This is a genomic window from Prevotella sp. P4-119 (assembly GCF_002251345.1).
In the GTDB taxonomy this organism is placed as follows: domain Bacteria; phylum Bacteroidota; class Bacteroidia; order Bacteroidales; family Bacteroidaceae; genus Prevotella.
This window is the reverse complement of record NZ_NPJB01000019.1, coordinates 1-18,675: the sequence shown is the minus strand read 5'-3', so window position 1 is coordinate 18,675 and position 18,675 is coordinate 1. Positions and strand designations below refer to the sequence as shown.

The 18,675-nt window shown below is 48.2% G+C and carries 15 protein-coding genes and 1 tRNA gene; 11 read left to right on the top strand and 5 right to left on the bottom strand.

The annotated features are described in order from the left end of the window. The first annotated feature begins 27 nt into the window (after window positions 1-27). The 7 genes from CIK89_RS01680 to CIK89_RS01645 all read left to right on the top strand — a co-directional run bounded on the left by CIK89_RS01680 (window position 28) and on the right by CIK89_RS01645 (window position 10,332). Window positions 28-1,437: a DUF4836 family protein gene (locus CIK89_RS01680; protein ID WP_094389701.1), complete on the top strand. Its 1,410-nt coding sequence runs from the start codon at window positions 28-30 to the stop codon at window positions 1,435-1,437. A 343-nt stretch (window positions 1,438-1,780) separates the two neighbouring features. Further along, window positions 1,781-2,998, top strand: coding sequence for an ABC transporter permease (locus tag CIK89_RS01670; RefSeq protein ID WP_254046587.1), 1,218 nt, complete (start codon window positions 1,781-1,783; stop codon window positions 2,996-2,998). Window positions 2,999-3,069: 71 nt separating this feature from the next. Then, window positions 3,070-3,142 (top strand) — tRNA-Lys (locus tag CIK89_RS01665). Window positions 3,143-3,546: 404 nt separating this feature from the next. Then, on the top strand, window positions 3,547-5,124 hold the full coding sequence (locus tag CIK89_RS01660; protein ID WP_094389699.1) for a glycoside hydrolase family 28 protein: 1,578 nt from the start codon (window positions 3,547-3,549) through the stop codon (window positions 5,122-5,124). A gap of 251 nt (window positions 5,125-5,375) precedes the next feature. Beyond that, on the top strand, window positions 5,376-7,442 hold the full coding sequence (gene metG, locus CIK89_RS01655; protein ID WP_094389698.1) for a methionine--tRNA ligase: 2,067 nt from the start codon (window positions 5,376-5,378) through the stop codon (window positions 7,440-7,442). Between the two features lie 53 nt (window positions 7,443-7,495). Further along, entirely contained in the window at window positions 7,496-9,313 is a 1,818-nt protein-coding gene (locus tag CIK89_RS01650) for an aminotransferase class I/II-fold pyridoxal phosphate-dependent enzyme (protein WP_094389697.1), read from the top strand. Next, a complete protein-coding gene (locus CIK89_RS01645) occupies window positions 9,310-10,332 on the top strand; it encodes an NAD/NADP-dependent octopine/nopaline dehydrogenase family protein (protein ID WP_094389696.1) in 1,023 nt (340 codons plus the stop codon). The genes CIK89_RS01650 and CIK89_RS01645 overlap by 4 nt, the downstream gene beginning before the upstream one ends. 175 nt (window positions 10,333-10,507) lie before the next feature. On the opposite strand, the gene CIK89_RS01640 is transcribed toward CIK89_RS01645, so the two are convergent. Then, a complete protein-coding gene (locus tag CIK89_RS01640) occupies window positions 10,508-11,290 on the bottom strand; it encodes a phosphorylcholine transferase LicD (protein WP_158214954.1) in 783 nt (260 codons plus the stop codon). Window positions 11,291-11,382: 92 nt separating this feature from the next. On the opposite strand from CIK89_RS01640, the gene CIK89_RS01635 reads away from it, so the two are divergent. The 3 genes from CIK89_RS01635 to CIK89_RS01625 are packed head-to-tail and all read left to right on the top strand — an operon-like array spanning window position 11,383 to window position 14,755. After that, complete coding sequence (locus tag CIK89_RS01635; protein ID WP_094389694.1) at window positions 11,383-12,828, top strand: lipopolysaccharide biosynthesis protein; 1,446 nt, start codon at window positions 11,383-11,385, stop codon at window positions 12,826-12,828. Next, window positions 12,825-13,742: a glycosyltransferase family 2 protein gene (locus CIK89_RS01630; RefSeq protein WP_094389693.1), complete on the top strand. Its 918-nt coding sequence runs from the start codon at window positions 12,825-12,827 to the stop codon at window positions 13,740-13,742. The genes CIK89_RS01635 and CIK89_RS01630 overlap by 4 nt, the downstream gene beginning before the upstream one ends. Next, window positions 13,739-14,755, top strand: a complete 1,017-nt coding sequence (locus CIK89_RS01625; protein WP_094389692.1) for a hemolysin activation protein — start codon at window positions 13,739-13,741, stop codon at window positions 14,753-14,755. The genes CIK89_RS01630 and CIK89_RS01625 overlap by 4 nt, the downstream gene beginning before the upstream one ends. 94 nt (window positions 14,756-14,849) lie before the next feature. Here CIK89_RS01625 and CIK89_RS01620 read toward each other — a convergent pair whose 3' ends face one another. Then, window positions 14,850-15,965 carry a glycoside hydrolase family 5 protein gene (locus tag CIK89_RS01620; RefSeq protein WP_094389691.1) on the bottom strand — a complete coding sequence of 372 codons (1,116 nt, stop codon included), beginning with the start codon at window positions 15,963-15,965 and terminating at the stop codon, window positions 14,850-14,852. A gap of 364 nt (window positions 15,966-16,329) precedes the next feature. Here CIK89_RS01620 and CIK89_RS01615 point away from each other — a divergent pair, with 364 nt between their 5' ends. Further along, on the top strand, window positions 16,330-17,550 hold the full coding sequence (locus CIK89_RS01615) for a site-specific integrase (protein ID WP_094389690.1): 1,221 nt from the start codon (window positions 16,330-16,332) through the stop codon (window positions 17,548-17,550). Between the two features lie 119 nt (window positions 17,551-17,669). Here CIK89_RS01615 and CIK89_RS01610 read toward each other — a convergent pair whose 3' ends face one another. From CIK89_RS01610 to CIK89_RS01605, 3 genes are read right to left on the bottom strand one after another with little or no spacing between them, the layout of a single operon-like run. Continuing rightward, window positions 17,670-17,861, bottom strand: coding sequence for a helix-turn-helix domain-containing protein (locus CIK89_RS01610; protein WP_371593145.1), 192 nt, complete (start codon window positions 17,859-17,861; stop codon window positions 17,670-17,672). After that, entirely contained in the window at window positions 17,837-17,965 is a 129-nt protein-coding gene (locus CIK89_RS13995; RefSeq protein ID WP_371593143.1) for a hypothetical protein, read from the bottom strand. The genes CIK89_RS01610 and CIK89_RS13995 overlap by 25 nt, the downstream gene beginning before the upstream one ends. Window positions 17,966-17,988: 23 nt before the next feature. Beyond that, window positions 17,989-18,282: a helix-turn-helix domain-containing protein gene (locus CIK89_RS01605; RefSeq protein WP_094389734.1), complete on the bottom strand. Its 294-nt coding sequence runs from the start codon at window positions 18,280-18,282 to the stop codon at window positions 17,989-17,991. Window positions 18,283-18,675: the final 393 nt, after the last annotated feature.

Below are 18,675 nucleotides of genomic sequence, written 5' to 3'. Positions count from 1 at the left end.
ATACAATAACCCTTAAACCTAAATGTTATGAAACAGAAAACGATGAAACTCGCCCTGATGCTCCTTGTAGCTGTTGTGGCATTCACCTCGTGTTCGAAATCCAGTAAGACAGCACACTTCCTGCCTGACGATGCCATTACTATGCGCATCGATGTGAAGCAGATTCTCGACAAGAGTAAAGCTGCCGACAACGATGCCGTAAAACAGCAACTGGCAAAGAATCTGGAGGCTATGGGTAAGAATGAAGAAGCTAAAGCAGTATTGAAAGCTGTAGCTGAAGATCCTGCTAAGGCCGGTATCGACCTACGCCAACCCTTATGGGTAAGTGCCAATACCGAAGGTAAGAATGCATTGCTGGTGGGCGAACTGCTCGACAAAGAAGATTTCGTGAAGTTGCTTACCGCCTTGGATAAGGCTCCAAAAGAAAAAGACGGCATACAATATATCGGAGAAGGAACCAATGTGATTGCCTTCGACGATGACTGTTTCGTGGTTTCTGACGGCACCATCGACGATGTCATCAAGAAGTTCAATGCCGACACCAAGGGTACAATGGCAGAGAGTGACGACTTCAGCAAACTCGCTGATGCAAAAGGCATCATGCAGGTGCTCATTCCCATGGGTGTTGCACAAAATCAGTTGACCGCAGAACAGAAAGCCTTACTGCCTAACGGTCTTGACATGAAGGCCCTCTCAATACTCCTTGACCTGAGTTCTGAGAAGGGTTCTGTTACGCTTTCCGTAGAAGCCATTGCTAAGAGTGATGCTTGGAAGCAGAATATTGAAGAAGGAAAGAAGCTGATGCGCAATATCGACGGCGACTATGCCAACTACATTGCAGCAGACGGCATGTCTATTTTCTGCAATATTGACGGTAAAGCCTATTTCGACTATCTCGAGAAGATGGGTGTTTTCAAAAACCAAAAGACCATCAAATCCGACCAATTGGAAATGGCTAAGGGTGTACTGGGAACCATCGATGGCGACTTCACCGCAGGTATCAGCAAGTGGGAAGGCTTCATCCCCAACGCATGTCTCTATCTGAAGACCAAGGACAAGAAGATTATTGAAGCGCTCAACCAATTGGGCATCAAGAGCAGCAAAGAGATGAATTTTGGCGAAAAGGACGGTACTACCTATTTGGCTATTGGTGGCGAGCCATTTGCTGAAGCCAAGCCTGCTGTATCGAAAAGCAACCTCAAAGGCCACCGCGTGTATATTCATATCGGTGCACAGCTGGCAGCCAAAGCCATACAAGGATTCTGCACCCGCAGTCAAGCTAAGGCTGCCCAATCGGCTGTGGAGAGTATTAAGAGCATCGAGATCTACGACACAGCCGATACCAAGGTTGACTTCCGTGTCAATATGAACGATGCCGACAAGGATCCTGTAGAGATTCTGGCAGACATCATGCTCGGACAGTTTGGACTCAACTAATAAATAACAGAACTTTCGCATGTGGGGAAGTTAAGGGAAGTTAGAGAGAAGTTAAGGGACAAATGTCCTACGTCTTACGGCAAAAGGCTATTGTCTCTTAACTTCCCGAACGACCGTAGGGAGTGATAACTTCCATTTTATGGCACCTTTTCTCGCCATGACAGAATTAAAGCGAGCTTTATTCTGCTCATTTGGCTTAACGAAAACGTTCCATTTTATGGCACATTTTCTCGCCATGGCAGACCTCGAACGAGCTCGGGTCTGCTCATCTGGCTTAACGAAAACGTTCTTTAACTTCAATCAATTCCCTCAGTTGCGAAACTTGAATAAATAACAGAACTACGTGAAGAGCCATCATCATCTGCTCTACAAACTGCTCAGCCGTGGAATGAATGCATGGCAGTTGGCTGGTTTTGTACTTGCCAACCTGTGTGGCATGACCATCGTATTGGCTGCCATACAGTTTGCCACCGATATCATTCCGATATTCTCCGGTGGAGACAGCTTTATGCGACCTGGGCAGATGGTGGTGGCTAAACACGTGAACACTATCGGTACGTTGACTGGCACAGCGCCAACCTTCTCACCAGAAGAAATAGAGGAGATGCGCCAACAACCTTTTGCCACTCGTGTGGGAACTTTCACCCCATCTTGCTTTGGGGTGGTTGCTACCTTAGGTAGCCAAAGATTAGGTGTACAGTTTTCCACCGATATGTTTTTCGAAGCCGTGCCCGATGAGTTTATCGATGTGGATTTGTCTCACTGGCAATGGCAACCAGGCGATACAGATATTCCCATCATTCTGCCACGCAACTATCTCAACCTCTATAATTTCGGCTTTGCTACCAGCCAAGGACTTCCCGCACTTTCTGAGAGTCTTGTACAAATGGTAAAGATCCGGTTGCTTTTGCGCGGTAGTAACGAAACTGTAGAGATGACAGGTCATGTGGTAGCCTTCTCCAAAAAGCTCAATACCATTCTGGTGCCACAACGCTTCATTGACGAAATGAATCGTCGGCTGTCACCCAACCGCAGCGCCACCCCATCACGTCTTATTATCAGCGTTGACAATCCAACAGACGACCGTCTCATTACTTTCCTTGACGACCGAGGATACGAAACCGAGGCAGACGATGCAGAATCAGCACGCACTGCTCTTTTTCTGCGCATTACCACTGGCATCGTCATTGCCGTTGGTCTCCTCATCAGTGCCTTGGCGTTCTATGTCTTGTTGCTCAGCATCTTCCTGCTCTTACAAAAGAACACGGAAAAGATAGACACCCTACTGCTCATCGGTTATCGACCTTCTACTGTGGCACGTCCTTACCACCTGTTGACACTGACCGTCAATACGCTAGTACTGGTCATCGCCATACTACTGATAGTCATGCTGCGCACATATTACATCCCACTTTTCGGCAGTCTCTATCCAAGTTTCAGTGCTGCGACACTTGCACCGAGCCTACTCACAGGCATAGCACTTTATATATTTGTCGGCATACTAAATTACGCTGCAATACGTCGCAAAGTACTCCATATTTGGCACATGCATAAAAGATAATTCAAAAAAATCAGAAAAATATTTGGTGGTTTCAAATAAACTTCGTACCTTTGCATCCGCTTTCAAGCAATGATCCGCTAGCTCAGTTGGTAGAGCACAACACTTTTAATGTTGGGGTCTTGGGTTCGAGCCCCAAGCGGATCACCTCAAGAAGAGAATCAGCAATGGTTCTCTTCTTTTGTTTTGGTATATGTACTATAGATACCATACAATGGGGCGCACCCGATAAAACGGCTCAGTGGGTATTTCTGCCTCAATTTATCTGATAATTCAGTAATGAGAGGACGTTTAGACGCAAGAAGGACGTTGAAGGACTTTGTTGCGGATTTGAGGCATGCTAAAAAAAACTCCATAGTTCTGCAAATGGTTAGGTGCCGAACTCTTTCCAAGTGCATCCCGAACACATCCCGAACACATCCCGAACACTTAGAGTGAGATATGCAGGTAATTAACGACTTTTCCGCCCGAATATTTTGTATTGTGATAAATAGTCGCTAAATTTGCACACGAAACAACAATACCCATCTACTAAACAACAGATTATAAACATGAGAAAACTATTTGCCATTGTTGCCGCCTGCCTTATGAGCATGGGTGCCAATGCCGCTTGTGGCGACAACTACGACGAACTGTACACCAATCTCCCCTTCGAGATGAATAAGGTGACACGTCCACAATTTCCTGATAATGAAGTCAACCTCCGCGATTTCGGTGCTGTTGGCGACGGTTCTTCACTCTGTACCGATGCCTTCCGCAAAGCCATCGAAGCACTCTCTGCTAAAGGCGGTGGTCGTCTGACTGTACCTCAGGGCGTATGGTTTACCGGTCCTATCGTACTGAAAAGTAACATCAACCTCCATTTGGAGAAAGGAGCCATCATCCTTTTCTCACCAGACGATGCCCTCTATCCTCTTATCCATACTTCATTTGAAGGCCTTGACACCCGTCGTTGCCAGTCGCCTATTTCAGGCAACAACCTCACCAATGTAGCTATTACCGGTCAAGGTGCCATTGATGGAAATGGTGAGTTCTGGCGTCCTTTGAAGAAACAAAAGGTGACCGAAGCCCAGTGGAAAGCCATTACCTCACGTGGTGGTGCTTTCAAGCGTGCCGACTATTGGTTTCCTACCGAAGGTGCACTCAATGCTGACAACAATGCCAATATGAACGTGCCAGCCACTCCATCAAGCGAAGCCGAATGGAATGCTATGAAGCGTTTCCTTCGTCCTGTGATGATTAGCCTGGTGAGCTGCAAGAATGTATGGTTGAAAGGTGTCACCTTCCAGAACTCTCCTGCCTGGAATATCCATCCGTTGATGTGCGAGAATGTACTCATCGAAGATGTATTGGTACGCAACCCATCGTATGCACAAAACGGCGATGGCCTTGATTTGGAATCTTGCAAGAATGCTTTGATTGTCAATTCCACCTTCGACGTAGGCGATGATGGCATCTGCATCAAGAGCGGAAAGGATGCCGATGGTCGCAAGCGTGGCATTCCTTGTGAGAATGTTATCGTCAGCGGATGCACCGTATTCAAGGGTCATGGCGGTTTCGTAGTAGGTAGCGAGATGAGCGGTGGTGTGAAAAACATCATGGTCAGCGACTGCCAGTTCCTCGGCACCGATGTAGGTCTGCGCTTCAAGAGCACCCGTGGTCGTGGCGGTGTGGTTGAAAATATCTATATCCGCAACATGTCTATGTTCGACATTCAGACCGACGTCATCACCTTCGACCTCTATTATGGTGGCAAGTCTGCCGTTGAAGCATTAACCGATGGCGACGAGAAGAAGCAGCAGAGTGTGCCTGTATTCAAGGTTGACGAAACCACACCATGCTTCCGCAATATCGACATCCAGCATGTCATCTGTCGCACTGCTCGCCGTGCAGCCTATTTCAACGGTCTGCCAGAGATGCCAGTTAGCAATATCAACATCCGCGATCTTGAAGTAAACAACGTGAAAGAAGGTATCGTAGTCAACCATACGAAAGGTGTGACACTCAACGACATTCATGTTCAAACCACTGGTCACATCTTCAAGGCCAACAATTCGACCGACATCACCATCAACGGCAAGAGTTATAAGAAACTGCCCAAAGAAGGTCTTTCGCTCGATACCCTGTAAGAGAAACACTCACATACCATCACCGCCTGCCGATAGGATATAGATTCCTGCCGACAGGCGGTTTTCTTTTACTCCACGTTCGGAAATATAAAAGAAAATGGGATTTTCTTTTGTATTTCGCTCACTTAATCGTACCTTTGACGCGATGCGTCTAAGGTAGGCTGCACCTCAGAAATACAAAGAAAATGAGCCATTTTCTTTGTATTTCGCTCGGTTTGCACTACCTTTGCATTAAAATAACATATTATATAATGGCAGACAAGAAATTCAAGAGAACAACAGTGACAGCAGCACTGCCCTACGCCAATGGCGGTGTGCACATCGGTCACCTGGCAGGAGTTTATGTACCTGCAGACATCTATGTAAGATATCTGAGACTGAAAAAAGAAGATGTGATGTTTATCGGTGGTAGCGACGAACATGGTGTGCCCATCACTATCCGTGCCCGCAAAGAAGGCATTACCCCACAGGACGTGGTAGATCGTTACCATAAAATGATTAAAGACTCATTCCAAGAGTTCGGCATTTCATTCGACATCTATAGCCGCACCACCTCGGAAACACACCATAAGTTTGCAGCAGAATGGTTTCGCAAGCTCTACGACGAAGGCAAACTGACCGAGGAAACCTCTACACAACTCTACGACGAAGAAGCCAAACAGTTCTTGGCAGACCGCTACGTTACCGGCGAATGTCCTTATTGCCACAGCGAAGGAGCATACGGTGACCAATGTGAGAAATGTGGACGCGACCTGTCTCCCCTGGAACTTATCAATCCAAAATCGACCATCAGCGGTTCTACACCTGTGATGAAAGAAACCAAAAACTGGTATCTTCCCCTCAACAAATATCAGGACTGGCTGAAACAGTGGATTCTGGAAGAGCACAAAGAGTGGCGTCCCAATGTCTATGGACAATGCAAATCATGGCTCGACATGGATCTCCAGCCTCGCGCCATGACACGCGACCTCAACTGGGGTATTCCCGTTCCCATCGAAGGAGCCGACGGTAAGGTGCTCTATGTATGGTTTGACGCCCCCATCGGCTATGTTTCCAACACCAAAGAACTCTGCGAGAAAGAGCCAGAACGCTGGGGCAACTGGGAAACATGGTGGAAAGACAAAGACACCCGCCTCATCCACTTCATCGGAAAAGACAATATTGTATTCCACTGCATTATCTTCCCCGTTATGATGAAAGCCCACGGCGGCTACATCATGCCCGATAATGTGCCAGCCAATGAGTTCCTGAATCTGGAAAACGACAAGATATCTACCTCACGCAACTGGGCAGTATGGTTGCACGAATACTTGGTTGATATGCCTGGCAAACAGGATGTGCTGCGCTATGTACTGACTGCCAATGCACCAGAGACCAAAGACAACAACTTCACTTGGAAGGATTTCCAAGACCGCAACAACAACGAGTTGGTGGCTATCTATGGCAACTTCGTCAACCGTGCACTACAACTCAGCAAGAAATACTGGGGTGGCGTAGTACCTGCCTGTAGCGAACTGCAGGATGTTGACCGCCAGGCATTGGAAGAATTCAAGGACGTGAAAGGTCGCGTAGAGGCATTGCTCAACCAGTTCAAATTCCGCGAAGCACAGAAAGAGGCTATGAACTTGGCACGCATCGGCAATAAATACATCACCGACTGCGAACCATGGAAGGTTGCCAAGACAGATATGAAACGTGTGGAAACCATCCTCAACATATCTCTCCAACTGGTAGCCAACCTTGCAATCGCCTTCGAACCGTTCCTGCCATTCTCAAGTAAAAAGCTGCGCGATATGCTCAATATCACCTCATTCGACTGGGAACAGCTCGGTTCTACCGATTTGCTTGAGGCAGGCCATCAACTGGGTGAGCCCTCACTGCTGTTTGAAAAGATTGAAGACGATGTCATTCAGAAGCAGCTCGACAAGCTCGAAGCCACCAAGAAAGCCAACGAGGCAGCAGCCTATAAAGCCGCTCCCATCAAGGACAACGTATCGTTTGAAGACTTTGAGAAGCTCGACATCCGCGTCGGCCTCATCAAAGACTGCCAGAAAGTGAAGAAGTCGAAGAAGCTCCTTCAGTTTACTATCGACGACGGAACAGGCACCGACCGCACCATCCTCAGTGGCATTGCCGCATTCTACGAAGACCCTGCCGCCCTTATCGGCAAGCGCATCCTCTTTGTAGCCAATTTCGAACCACGCAAGATGATGGGTATCGAGAGCCAAGGCATGATACTCTCTGCCGTTGATTTCGACGAGAGTCTCAGCGTGGTTACTACCAGCAAAGACGTTAAACCAGGCAGCCAGGTGGGATAATCCCACTTTGGCTTGCCCAATAATCTCTATCAACACTCCCTAATACTCCACAGATGCAGGCTATCATCCTGGCGGCTGGCATGGGCCGCAGACTTGGCGAACTGACCCGCGACAACACCAAATGTATGGTGTCTGTCAATGGTGTGCGCCTCATCGACCGTTTACTCGGTCAACTTGCCACGCTGTCGCTCACTCGCGTCATCATCGTGGTGGGTTATAAAGGCGATGAATTGCGCCAGTATATCGGCCACCGATACGACGGACGCCTCAACATCGAATATGCCGAGAACCCCATCTACGACAAGACCAACAATATCTATTCCTTGTCGATGGTGAAGCAACAGATGACTGAAGACGACACGTTGCTCATCGAGAGCGACCTCATTTTCAGCGACCAGTTGTTCCGAATGATTCTCGACAACCCCTACCCCAACCTTGCCCTCGTTGCCAAATACGAGACATGGATGGACGGTACGATGGTAAGGATGGATAGCGATCACAACATTGTGAACTTCGTGCCGAAAAAAGCCTTCAACTATGCCGATGTTGACCAATACTACAAGACGGTCAATATCTATAAGTTCTCGCGCGAGTTCTCATGCCATAAATACGTGCCTTTCCTTGAAGCCTACTGTTCTGCATTAGGCAACAACGAGTATTACGAGCAAGTGTTGCGCGTCATCACCCTTCTCGACAATGCCGAGCTCAAGGCTTTACCCATCGGCAACGAGAAGTGGTACGAGATAGACGATATTCAAGATTTGGATATTGCCGAGACCATTTTTGCCGAAGGCGACGAGATGCTCCATCGTTTCAACTATCGCTACGGTGGTCACTGGCGCTTCCCTAAGATGCTCGACTATTGCTATCTGGTCAATCCCTACTTCCCCACCACTCGCATGAAAGATGAGTTGCGTGCCAATTTCGACACACTACTGACCGAATACCCATCGGGTATGTTTGTCAACTCACTTCTTGCCGGCAAGTATTTCGGCATCCGCCAACAGTATGTTGTCGTGGGCAACGGTGCAGCCGAACTCATCAAGAGCATGATGGAACATGTGGAAGGACGCATCGGTGTGGTCTATCCCACCTTTGAGGAATATCCCCACCGCCTGCGACCCGAACAGATTGTGGCTTATCAGCCCGATCCACAGACCTTATCATATACTGCCGACGACCTCATCAACTTCTATGATGAGCATCCCATCGACAATCTCTTGCTCATCAATCCCGACAACCCTTCTGGCAATTTCATCCCAATGGATGGTTTGCTGCAACTCATCGAGTGGGCCAAACAAAAACATATCCGACTGGTCATCGACGAGTCGTTTGTGGATTTCAGCGATGATTTCGAACACAACACCCTATTGCGCAACGACCTGTTGGAGCAGTACGACGGTCTTATCGTAGTGAAGAGCATCAGCAAATCGTATGGTGTTCCCGGACTGCGCTTAGGCATCTTGGCATCTGCCGACAGCAGCCTCATCCAGTATATCAAGCGCGATGTCAGCATCTGGAACATCAACTCGTTTGGCGAGTTCTACATGCAGATATTCGGCAAATACGAGAAAGACTATATGGCAGCCTGCCACCGTTTCATTGCCGAGCGCAACCGCTTCGGTAAGTTGCTTCAGCAGATACCCTATCTGCGTGTGTTGCCTACACAAGCCAACTTCTTCTGTTGTCAGGTGACCGACCGCTATTCTTCTGCCGAACTGACCAAGCAACTCCTGTCGCGCTTCAATATCATGATCAAGGACTGTGATTCGAAAAACGGACTCAAGGGTCGCAACTTCATCCGCCTGTCGGTACGCGCTACCGAAGATAACGACCGGCTCATCGAAGCATTCCATATTCTCGCACAATGAAACGCATCTGTATCTGTGGCGGTGGCAATCTCGGACATGTAGTGGCTGGTTTTCTGGCTGCCAACGGCTGTGAGGTCACTCTACTCACCCGTCATCCCGAACGCTGGAGCCATACCCTCCACATCACGACTCCTGAAGGAACAACCCTTGAAGGACATCTTTCCACCATCAGTTCCACAGCCTCCGATGTGGTACCGCAGGCAGATATGCTACTTCTTGCCCAACCAGGTTTTGCCATCAGAAGTGTGTTAAGCGAACTGCGCGACGTTCTCCGCCCCGGCATCCCCGTGGGAAGTATCGTCAGCAGCACAGGTTTCTTTTTCGAAGCCATGTCACTTCTTCCTTCCACCACTCCCCTTTTTGGTTTTCAGCGTGTGCCCTTCATCGCACGTACTGAGGTCTATGGACACAGTGCCCACCTGTTGGGTTACAAGTCGTCGCTGAATCTTGCCGTAGAAAGGGCAAGTAGAGAAGATGCCAACCGCATTGCCAGCGAGATACAACAACTATTCCATTGTCCCACACATCTATTGGCATCCCACTACGAAGCCAGTCTGACCAACAGCAATCCATTGCTCCACACCTCACGTCTTTACGACCTGTGGCACAACTGGCAAGAGGGCATCACCTACGAAAGCATACCAGAATTTTATTCCAACTGGACCGACAATGCCTCATCACTACTGATAGCGATGGATGCCGAGTTCATGCAATTGCTCGACAAGTTGCAGGTGACACCGGGTGCCATCCCCACCATTCTCGATTATTACGAGAGTACCGATGCTCCATCGCTCACTCACAAACTACAGTCGATAGCAGCCTTCAAGGGCATTATGTCACCGATGGAAAAAGTCGGCACTACCTATATCCCCGACTTTCACAGCCGTTATTTCACAGAAGATTTCCCTTATGGTCTTGCCATTATCCATCGGCTGATACATGAGCACAACATCCCTGCGCCCCATATTGACCAAGTCTATGACTGGGGCATGAATCTCATCAGCCGATACAGCGACTGACCCTTTACGCCTTTCAGTCTTTACCAACGCGTAAAGAGAGGCGCCCATAAAATTCAGTTTTTCTAAAAATTTCGACCACTCGACCACCCATCACGATAACCATCTGTGGTATAATAGATTGCCGGTGGTCGATAGTTAACTGATCGACCACCCATCGACCACCGACATAAGGGTGTTACAACCAATAGGCTTCAAACTTGTGGGTGACGCGCTGGTCCTCTGGCGGGAGAGCCATATAGTCGCCATAGGTATGTTCCAGATAGTCGCGATATCCCACCATCGCCTTGTAGGTACGGTCTTCAAACGGCATATCGACCACCGTAGCCATATCTTCTGCGGGGAAACATCCCTTCATTTTCGGTCCCGCCTCGGTCATGTTGCATAGCGTTTCCGTAGGCGTTTTAAGCACGATAAGTTGTCTGATCCATCGTTCTATCATCGCCACAGATATGGGCAACAGCCGATAGACCCAATAGGCAAGTTGCGAATGGAGCGGATTGTCGTTTGAAATCTTGCAACGGCGTATTTTGTAGAGCAGTTTTTTCCATTTGAACACCCGTTGCCGCCGCTTCATATCATCCGTCACATAATCCACGGGAAACACATCGATATATACGCCAATCTCGTAGCCCTTTGTTTCTTTCTCCACCATACGTGTACGCTGATCGACCACTTTGCCAAAGGTATAATAATAATGCGACTCCTTGTTGGGATCGAGCACCCGATAACGTCCTTCCTGATCAGCATAGCTGGCAAGGAAACGCTCATAGTCTTCTCTCGGCATATAGATGTCAATATCGTCGTCCCAAGGTATGTATCCCCCATGTCGCACCGCACCTATGAGCGTTCCGCTCGATAGCGAATAGCGCAGGTGATGTGTGTTGCAGAATCGATCGACGTCGTCGAGTATTCCCATCTGCAAACTTCGCAGTTCTTTGATATCTGTGATTTGTTGCATAGTCATTGCCTTATATTATAGGACAAAAGTACTATAAATATTTTGAACTTAAAACAATTATGCGTATTTTTGCATAATAAAACCGACGCGACATGGCAGAATCACTGAAAGACAAGACCGCCAAGGGTCTCATGTGGGGAGCGCTGAACAGTGGCACAACGCAACTGCTCAACCTCTTTTTCGGTATTTTTCTCGGTCGTCTGCTCTCTCCAGCCGACTACGGTTTGGTGGGTGTATTGAGTATCTTCTCGCTCATTGCCGGCAATTTACAGTCGAGCGGCTTCTCCACTGCCGTTGTCAACATGAAAGCGCCGCAACATCGCGACTACAATGCGGTATTCTGGTTCAACGTGTTGATGAGTGCCTGCCTCTACGGTGTATTATTCTTCTGTGCTCCGCTCATTGCCCTTTTCTTCCATCAACCAGAGTTGACGGTGCTGTCGCGCGTGGTCTTTCTGTCGTTCTTCATTTCTTCGTTTGGCATCTCTATGAATGCCTACATGACCAAGAATATGATGCAGCGCGAGATGGCTATTGTTTCTATAGCCGCCCTTATCATTTCGGGCATCACCGCCATCAGCATGGCACTGGCAGGGATGACCTATTGGAGTATAGCTGCCCAACAGGTTGTCAACAGTCTGGTATTGGTATTAGGTCGATTGTTCTTCATCAAGTGGCGTCCGACGTTTGATTTTGACTTCACGCCCATTCGCCAGACCTTCAGTTTCAGTATGAAAATCCTCGTCACGATGGTCATCACCACCGTTAGCAACAATATGTTGACCGTTATCTTCGGTAATATGTTGGGCATGCGCACTACGGGCAACTTCTTTCAAGCCAGCAAATGGAACACGATGGCCCATTCGCTCATCAGCAATACCGTGATGCAGGTGGCTCAACCTGTATTGGTGGAAATCCGCAACGAGCAGGAACGCGAAATCCGTATCTTCCGCAAAATGCTGCGTTTCACAGCCTTTTTCGCCTTTCCCGCCTTATTGGGTCTCTCGTTGGTGAGTCGCGAATTTATTGTGACCACCATTGGTGAAGGATGGCTTGATGCTGTACCCATCTTACAGATTCTTTGCATTGGCGGCGCCTTCATGCCGTTTTACACGCTCTATCAGAACCTCGTAATCAGTCACGGACGTTCAGATATCAACATGTGGCTCAACATTCTGCAGATAGCTATACAACTGGGCATCATCATAGCCCTCAGCCACATGGGCGTACTGCACATGGTAGCAGCCTACACTGTGTTTAATATCGTATGGTTGGGAGTTTGGCAGATGGCAGCTCATCGGTTGACAGGCCTTCGCTTCATGCAGGTGTTTGCCGACCTCACACCGTTTTTCTTTGCCGCAGCCTTTGTCATGATAGCCACCCATTATGCCACATCGTGGATGACTATCGCCCCGCTTCTGCTGTTGGCGCGCGTTGTTGTGGCAGGCATACTCTATCTTGTCGTCATGAAACTCGCCCATGCACAGATACTCGACGAGTGTCTGCACTATGTCACACATAAACATCATCAGGCATGAAAATATCCGTCATCGTACCTATATATAATAAGGTGGAGTACATCGAACGCTGTTTCCGCCAGTTGCTCGCCCAAGATATGGACGATATAGAGGTTGTGGCTGTTGACGACGGCAGTACCGACGGGTCGGGCGACCTATGCGACCAACTCTCTGGCGATGCCCGCCTTCGGGTGTTCCACACGCCTAATCAAGGTGTGACAGCCGCCCGCCGCTATGGTGTGGAGCAAGCGCAAGGCGAGTATATCGTTTTTGTGGATAGCGATGACGAGCTCCTTCCGGGTGCCCTTCGCACACTCTACGATGCCATTAGCCAGACTTCAGCCGATGAAGTGATAGCCACCTTCTGCACCCACAACGGCATTCAGTCGCCTGTGGTCTATCAGGGTGAGGTCAATCCCACCGATTTGGTGCGTGCCATCATAGCCGGCAAGAATCGGTTTCCCGTGTTGTGGGCAGCCATTTTCCGCCGTACTATCTTGGAAGGATGCCTCGACACACCGCGCGACATCATTGAGGGTGAGGACAAACTGATGCAGGTGATGGTGCTGATGAAGCGCCCCAGGGTGTGGTTCATCACCGATTGCGTCTATCGCTATACGCTGGGCGTGCCCAACACACGGCGCCGCACTCTGGAACGCGAGATGCTCTACGACCGTCTGCTGCGTCAGACGCTTGCCCCGCAATGGTCTGAACTGCACAGCGCCTTTGTGCTTCACCAGTTGAAGGAATACGAGAAATTCATCTGCGACGGACACATGGAGGTCCGCCACAACTACTATATCAAGGCCATCGGCACACTGCCGGCAGGCATTCCGCTCTACGACCGTGTGGTATGGGCATTGCCTCCGCTGCTCAGCCGACCTGTTATCAAACTCTATCGAACCATCATACAAATCAAACAACATCGATTATGAAGTATCCCGCACAGACAGACATTGCCGTTCTCATGCTGTTTTTCAACCGTCCCGACAGTTTGAGAGTGGTATTTGAACAAGTACGTAAGGCACGCCCCACTCGCTTGTTTCTCTTTCAAGACGGTCCTCGCAACAAGAAGGACCTTCCTGCCATCATGGCATGTCGTGAGGTAGTAGCGGAAATAGACTGGGATTGTGATGTACACCGCAACTATCAGGAGCAGAACTTGGGTTGCATGACAGCAGGATTCACATCCCACCGGTGGGCTTTCTCGCTTGCTGACAAGTGTATTGTATTAGAGGACGATGTCGTACCGACCGTTTCTTTCTTCCGTTTCTGCAAGGAGATGCTCGACCGATATGAGCACGATGAGCGTATTACCATGGTTGCCGGTTACAACATGGACGAGGTCACACCCAACGTGCCCAACGACTATTTCTTCACTTCAGCCTTCTCCATTTGGGGCTGGGCATCGTGGAGTCGTGTGGTCAACCAGTGGGATGAGCACTATACGTTTATGGACGACAAGTATGATATGCAACTCTTGCGCAACCTCATCAAGCGTCGCAAGATAAAGAAAGACTTCATCCGCACCTGTCAACTGCATCGCAGTTCGGGTGTTCCTCAGTTTGAAACCATCTTCTGGGCATCGATGTTGTTCAATTCCGGACTATCTGTCATGCCTGTGAAGAATATGATTAGCAACGTAGGGGCCACGGATGAGTCAGCCCACTATTCTGCTTTCAAGACGTTGCCACGCGGTGTGCGTCGTCAGTTCACCATGAAGAGCCACGAGATAGAGTTTCCTTTGCGCCATCCCCACTATGTCATCGAGGATGTGACCTATAAAGAGCGCATGTATCGCTATAATGCCTGGGGCCATCCATGGATCAAGATCGGTCGGTCTATCGAGGAACTGCTGCTCAACCTGCGCTATGGCAATTTCAAGCAGATCAGCAAGGCTGTCACCCGCCGCTTCCATATATTGACAGGCACCGACAAGGAGATTTGACCGCTGAAGGCGGCATGTTTCCCTCGCTATACTATCAGAAAAGCGACAAGCAGAACCCTCTGTTTGTCGCTTTTCCAATAATAGCGGTGTTTTATCACTTCTCCATAAGCAGTTCTACAAGTGGGCGATCCTTGTAAGTATGACGTTTCTGATCCCAGAAGCCAAAGTCGGCATCATAGCACCATGTGGCCCACGCAATATTATACTCTTTGAAGACAGACAGCATATCCTCCGTCCACCGATAGGCAAGATCGCGGTTAACAGGCTCATAAACGCCCCACTCTCCACAGAAGAGCTGTACACCGTATTTCTTTGCCACAGCAATAGCGTCACGAAAATCTTGGCAGATGCGTTCTCTATCCCACACCTTGGTATATGGTTCGAATGTCGGACGCAAGTCGGCAGGAATAGCCTCATAGTCCTGTTGTGAGATCATCTGTCCGGGATAGTTTACCTTTCCCTTATACTTTCCAATGGGAGTCCAGGGTGCGCCATAGTGTGTGAGCACCATTGGCTCATAATAGTGGAAAGAGAGTATGATATTCTTATCACCCTCAGGAATACGCAGATATTTGAAAGTTCCCGTACCCTGCCACTTGTTTGAACCAACAACCAATGTGCGTTGTGGCTCGCGTTTGCGGAGAGCTTTATGTACTTTGGATATCAACTGATTCCATTGTTCATGGTCGTCAGCAACAGGTTCGTTCATAAACTCGTATGCCACGGCATCGTTGCTATAGGCTTTGAGCACGTCAGAGAGTTGATACCACATGTTGATAAAGTCCTGTTGCGCCTTATCAGAAGTGAATAGCACATTAGCATTTGCTTTTCCTTCGTTGACAGCATTGAAATGGTGGGTTCTAATGATATGTAGATCGACAATAGTGCGTAGGTGGTATTTGCCTGCCCAATCGAGTGCTTGGGTGAGAAGATGCCATGCTTCGGGCAGTTTGTTACCCGCTTCATCCCAAAACTGTTCTTCGTCAATAGGCAAGCGTACAAAGTCGAAGCCCAGTTGCGCCAGTCGTGCGAAGTCGTCTTCTTGTATGTGGAGTCTGCGTGCAACGCCACGTTCATTACTTTGCGACAACCAGTGACTGACATTGGTGCCTCGTTTGATAGTGAAATTGTTGGTGCCTTCGGATGTAGCTGCTATTGCCGATAGGGTCATTGCTACGATAGCGATAGTGAAAAGTGCAATTCGTTTCATTTGTTAGTTATAATATGAAGTTAGTACTGGATAGACTACAAAGTTACAAAAAAAGGTTGTAAAGAACAACGGATTTGGGAAGATTAACGCAATTCAGCCTGAAATAAAGGCAAGACGGGGAAGAACGAGGAAGTTCAAATAGGGACTAAAAGCAAATTGGGGAGGATTGGTGAAGGAGTTAGGTTGCCAAATCGTAACCCAATTTATGACCTTGGAGATAAGAAAACTGTCCATGCAAAATGGAGCAGAATGATACACCTCTCACCGCTCGTTTCTTATTCCGCAAACTGCAATATTTTGCATAGCGATGGATGCCTAAAAACATAGTAGTTTTGCAGCCAAAATTAAAAACGGAGTAAAAAACATGAAAAGTACTTTTAACATTCTGTTCTATGTGAACAAGAGTAAGGAGAAGAACGGTGTGGTGCCTGTGATGGGCAGGGTTACGATTAACGGCACTCAGAGCCAGTTCAGTTGTAAGAAGACGATCCCGCTTGACATGTGGGATGTAAAGGGCAATTGCGCTAAAGGTCGCAGCAAGGAGGCATTGCAGATTAACCGCGAACTGGATAACATCAAGGCGCAGATCATCAAGCACTATCAGCACCTGTCAGACCGCGAGGCTTTTGTGACGGCTGAGATGGTGCGCAACTCTTATCAGGGATTTGGCAGCGAGTACGAAACGTTGTTGAGTGCTTTTGACAAGGATATTGCAAACCAGAAGAAACGTGTGGACAAGGACAGAGCGGCAAGCACACTCTGGGCTATGGAACGTTCGCGGAAGGATGTGGCAGAGTTCATCCAGTCGCACTATCGTCGCACGGATATGTCGATGTTGGAATTGACACCAGAGTTCATCAAGGACTTCGCTGCCTACCTAAGCACTGACCGAGGACTTGCCAATGGAACTATCTGGCAGCGTTGTATGTGGTTGAAAGGTGTTGTATTGAGAGCGCATTACAACGGAAAGATTCCCCGTAACCCATTCGCACAGTTCCACATCAGCCCAAACTGCAAGGAGAGGGAGTTCCTGACCGAAGAAGAACTAAAGGCTGTCGTAACACATGAGTTCGAGGATGCCAATCTCGCCTTCGTCCGTGATATCTTCGTCTTTGTCTGCTTCACCGCCCTCTCGTTTATTGACGTGAAGAACCTGACCACGGACAACATCGTAGACATCAACGGTGACAAGTGGATTATCAGCAAGCGTCACAAAACCAACATCCCCTTCCAGGTGAAACTGATGGACGTTCCCTTGCAGATTATCGACCGCTACAAGCACCTACAGGAAGAGAAACTTGTGTTCGGCAAGATGAACTACTGGTCAATGTGCAAGAAACTGAAAACAGTGATGACTGCCTGTGGCATAGAGAAAGCCATCTCCTACCATTGTGGCCGGCACTCATTCGCCACGTTGGCGCTTTCAAAGGGTATGCCCATCGAGAGCGTGAGCCGGGTATTGGGACACACCAATATCGTGACCACCCAGATTTATGCTAAAATCACAAGCCAGAAACTTGACAACGATCTGACGATGCTCGGCAATAAACTCAACGCATCGTTCAAGGACATAAAGAGAGCATAACCACTAACGGCGCATAAATACTCCAAAGCAGAAAGACGAATGATTAGCGAAGTCTGTCATCCGTCTTTCTGCGTTATAATCCCACAGCACACGAACCACTTACGGCTCTTTCTTTTTTCCTATCGTTTAAACGCAGGATGATAGCAACTCTCCAGAACCCTTTCCAAATCACTCTCACGATAAAGCACCTTGCCGCCTAATAATATATAAGGTAGTACACCATCATTACGGTATTCCTGTAGCGTCCGTCTGCTGACCTTCAGAATCTGTGCAACCTCTTTGTCTGTTATGTAGCGTTCACCATCAAGCAATGGCGATAATTGCCTATCACCTTCTTGTATAGGGCAAGCACCTCCTTCATGTTCTCCAACGCATTCTTCACGCCAACGTTATGAGGCATTATCAGTTCGTTCATAGGCGGCTCGTTTTGAGGTTATATTACTTGGCATCCTTATCCCTACCAGCCACAACATACAGAATCCTTTCTACATCCTCAGGCTTATAGTATACCTTACGGTTGATTTGAGAATAGGCCAATGTCCCATTGTCACGAAGCGTTTGTAATGTTCTTGGACTGATGTTCAGCATTTGGCATACATCTTGATTGTCAAGCCAGTCGCCCAACCCTTTGTCTGTGCCTCTACTGGCCATCTCCTTCATCTTTGTGATGAAACTGTTGAAGCTCGTCAGCAGCTCCTCGTAGGTACTGCGCTCAATTGATACTACTTCCATGTCTTGTTTTGTTTTTGAAATTTGCGGGCAAAGGTACATCAAGATTACCAGATAGGCTCTTTCTGAAAATTCCCTGTTGTGAAATAACACTTCAGGAAAACAAAACCCTAATGTCCGCCGAGCTTGCTCATCAGAAAGCAGACAAGCATCTTTGTGTGGCACTCCACAGAAAAGTGCGTATTAGGCTACACCCTTTTGCGGAATTTGTCCGTAAAGGAAAGAGACTACCTTGTTGTAGCAAACAATGGTAAATGTTGAATTGGAACCACTAGTGTCCACTAAAAACGATTAACAATCGTTGTAAGTGGTTGATATGCGACAAAATACGAGCAAAAAATGACTCTATGGGTTAGAAATGACTATCTTTGCAGAAAATTACAATCTGTAAGTTAG

Excerpts from the sequence above, each read along its gene's own strand:
- CIK89_RS01605 (WP_094389734.1), bottom strand. The coding sequence starts at position 18,282 with ATGGAAGTAGTATCAATTGAGCGCAGTACCTACGAGGAGCTGCTGACG.
- CIK89_RS01615 (WP_094389690.1), top strand. The coding sequence starts at position 16,330 with ATGAAAAGTACTTTTAACATTCTGTTCTATGTGAACAAGAGTAAGGAG.
- CIK89_RS01625 (WP_094389692.1), top strand. The coding sequence starts at position 13,739 with ATGAAGTATCCCGCACAGACAGACATTGCCGTTCTCATGCTGTTTTTC.
- CIK89_RS01630 (WP_094389693.1), top strand. The coding sequence starts at position 12,825 with ATGAAAATATCCGTCATCGTACCTATATATAATAAGGTGGAGTACATC.
- CIK89_RS01620 (WP_094389691.1), bottom strand. The coding sequence starts at position 15,965 with ATGAAACGAATTGCACTTTTCACTATCGCTATCGTAGCAATGACCCTA.
- CIK89_RS01645 (WP_094389696.1), top strand. The coding sequence starts at position 9,310 with ATGAAACGCATCTGTATCTGTGGCGGTGGCAATCTCGGACATGTAGTG.
- CIK89_RS01640 (WP_158214954.1), bottom strand. The coding sequence starts at position 11,290 with ATGCAACAAATCACAGATATCAAAGAACTGCGAAGTTTGCAGATGGGA.
- CIK89_RS01635 (WP_094389694.1), top strand. The coding sequence starts at position 11,383 with ATGGCAGAATCACTGAAAGACAAGACCGCCAAGGGTCTCATGTGGGGA.
- CIK89_RS01650 (WP_094389697.1), top strand. The coding sequence starts at position 7,496 with ATGCAGGCTATCATCCTGGCGGCTGGCATGGGCCGCAGACTTGGCGAA.
- CIK89_RS01680 (WP_094389701.1), top strand. The coding sequence starts at position 28 with ATGAAACAGAAAACGATGAAACTCGCCCTGATGCTCCTTGTAGCTGTT.
- CIK89_RS13995 (WP_371593143.1), bottom strand. The coding sequence starts at position 17,965 with ATGAACGAACTGATAATGCCTCATAACGTTGGCGTGAAGAATGCGTTG.
- metG (WP_094389698.1), top strand. The coding sequence starts at position 5,376 with ATGGCAGACAAGAAATTCAAGAGAACAACAGTGACAGCAGCACTGCCC.
- CIK89_RS01660 (WP_094389699.1), top strand. The coding sequence starts at position 3,547 with ATGAGAAAACTATTTGCCATTGTTGCCGCCTGCCTTATGAGCATGGGT.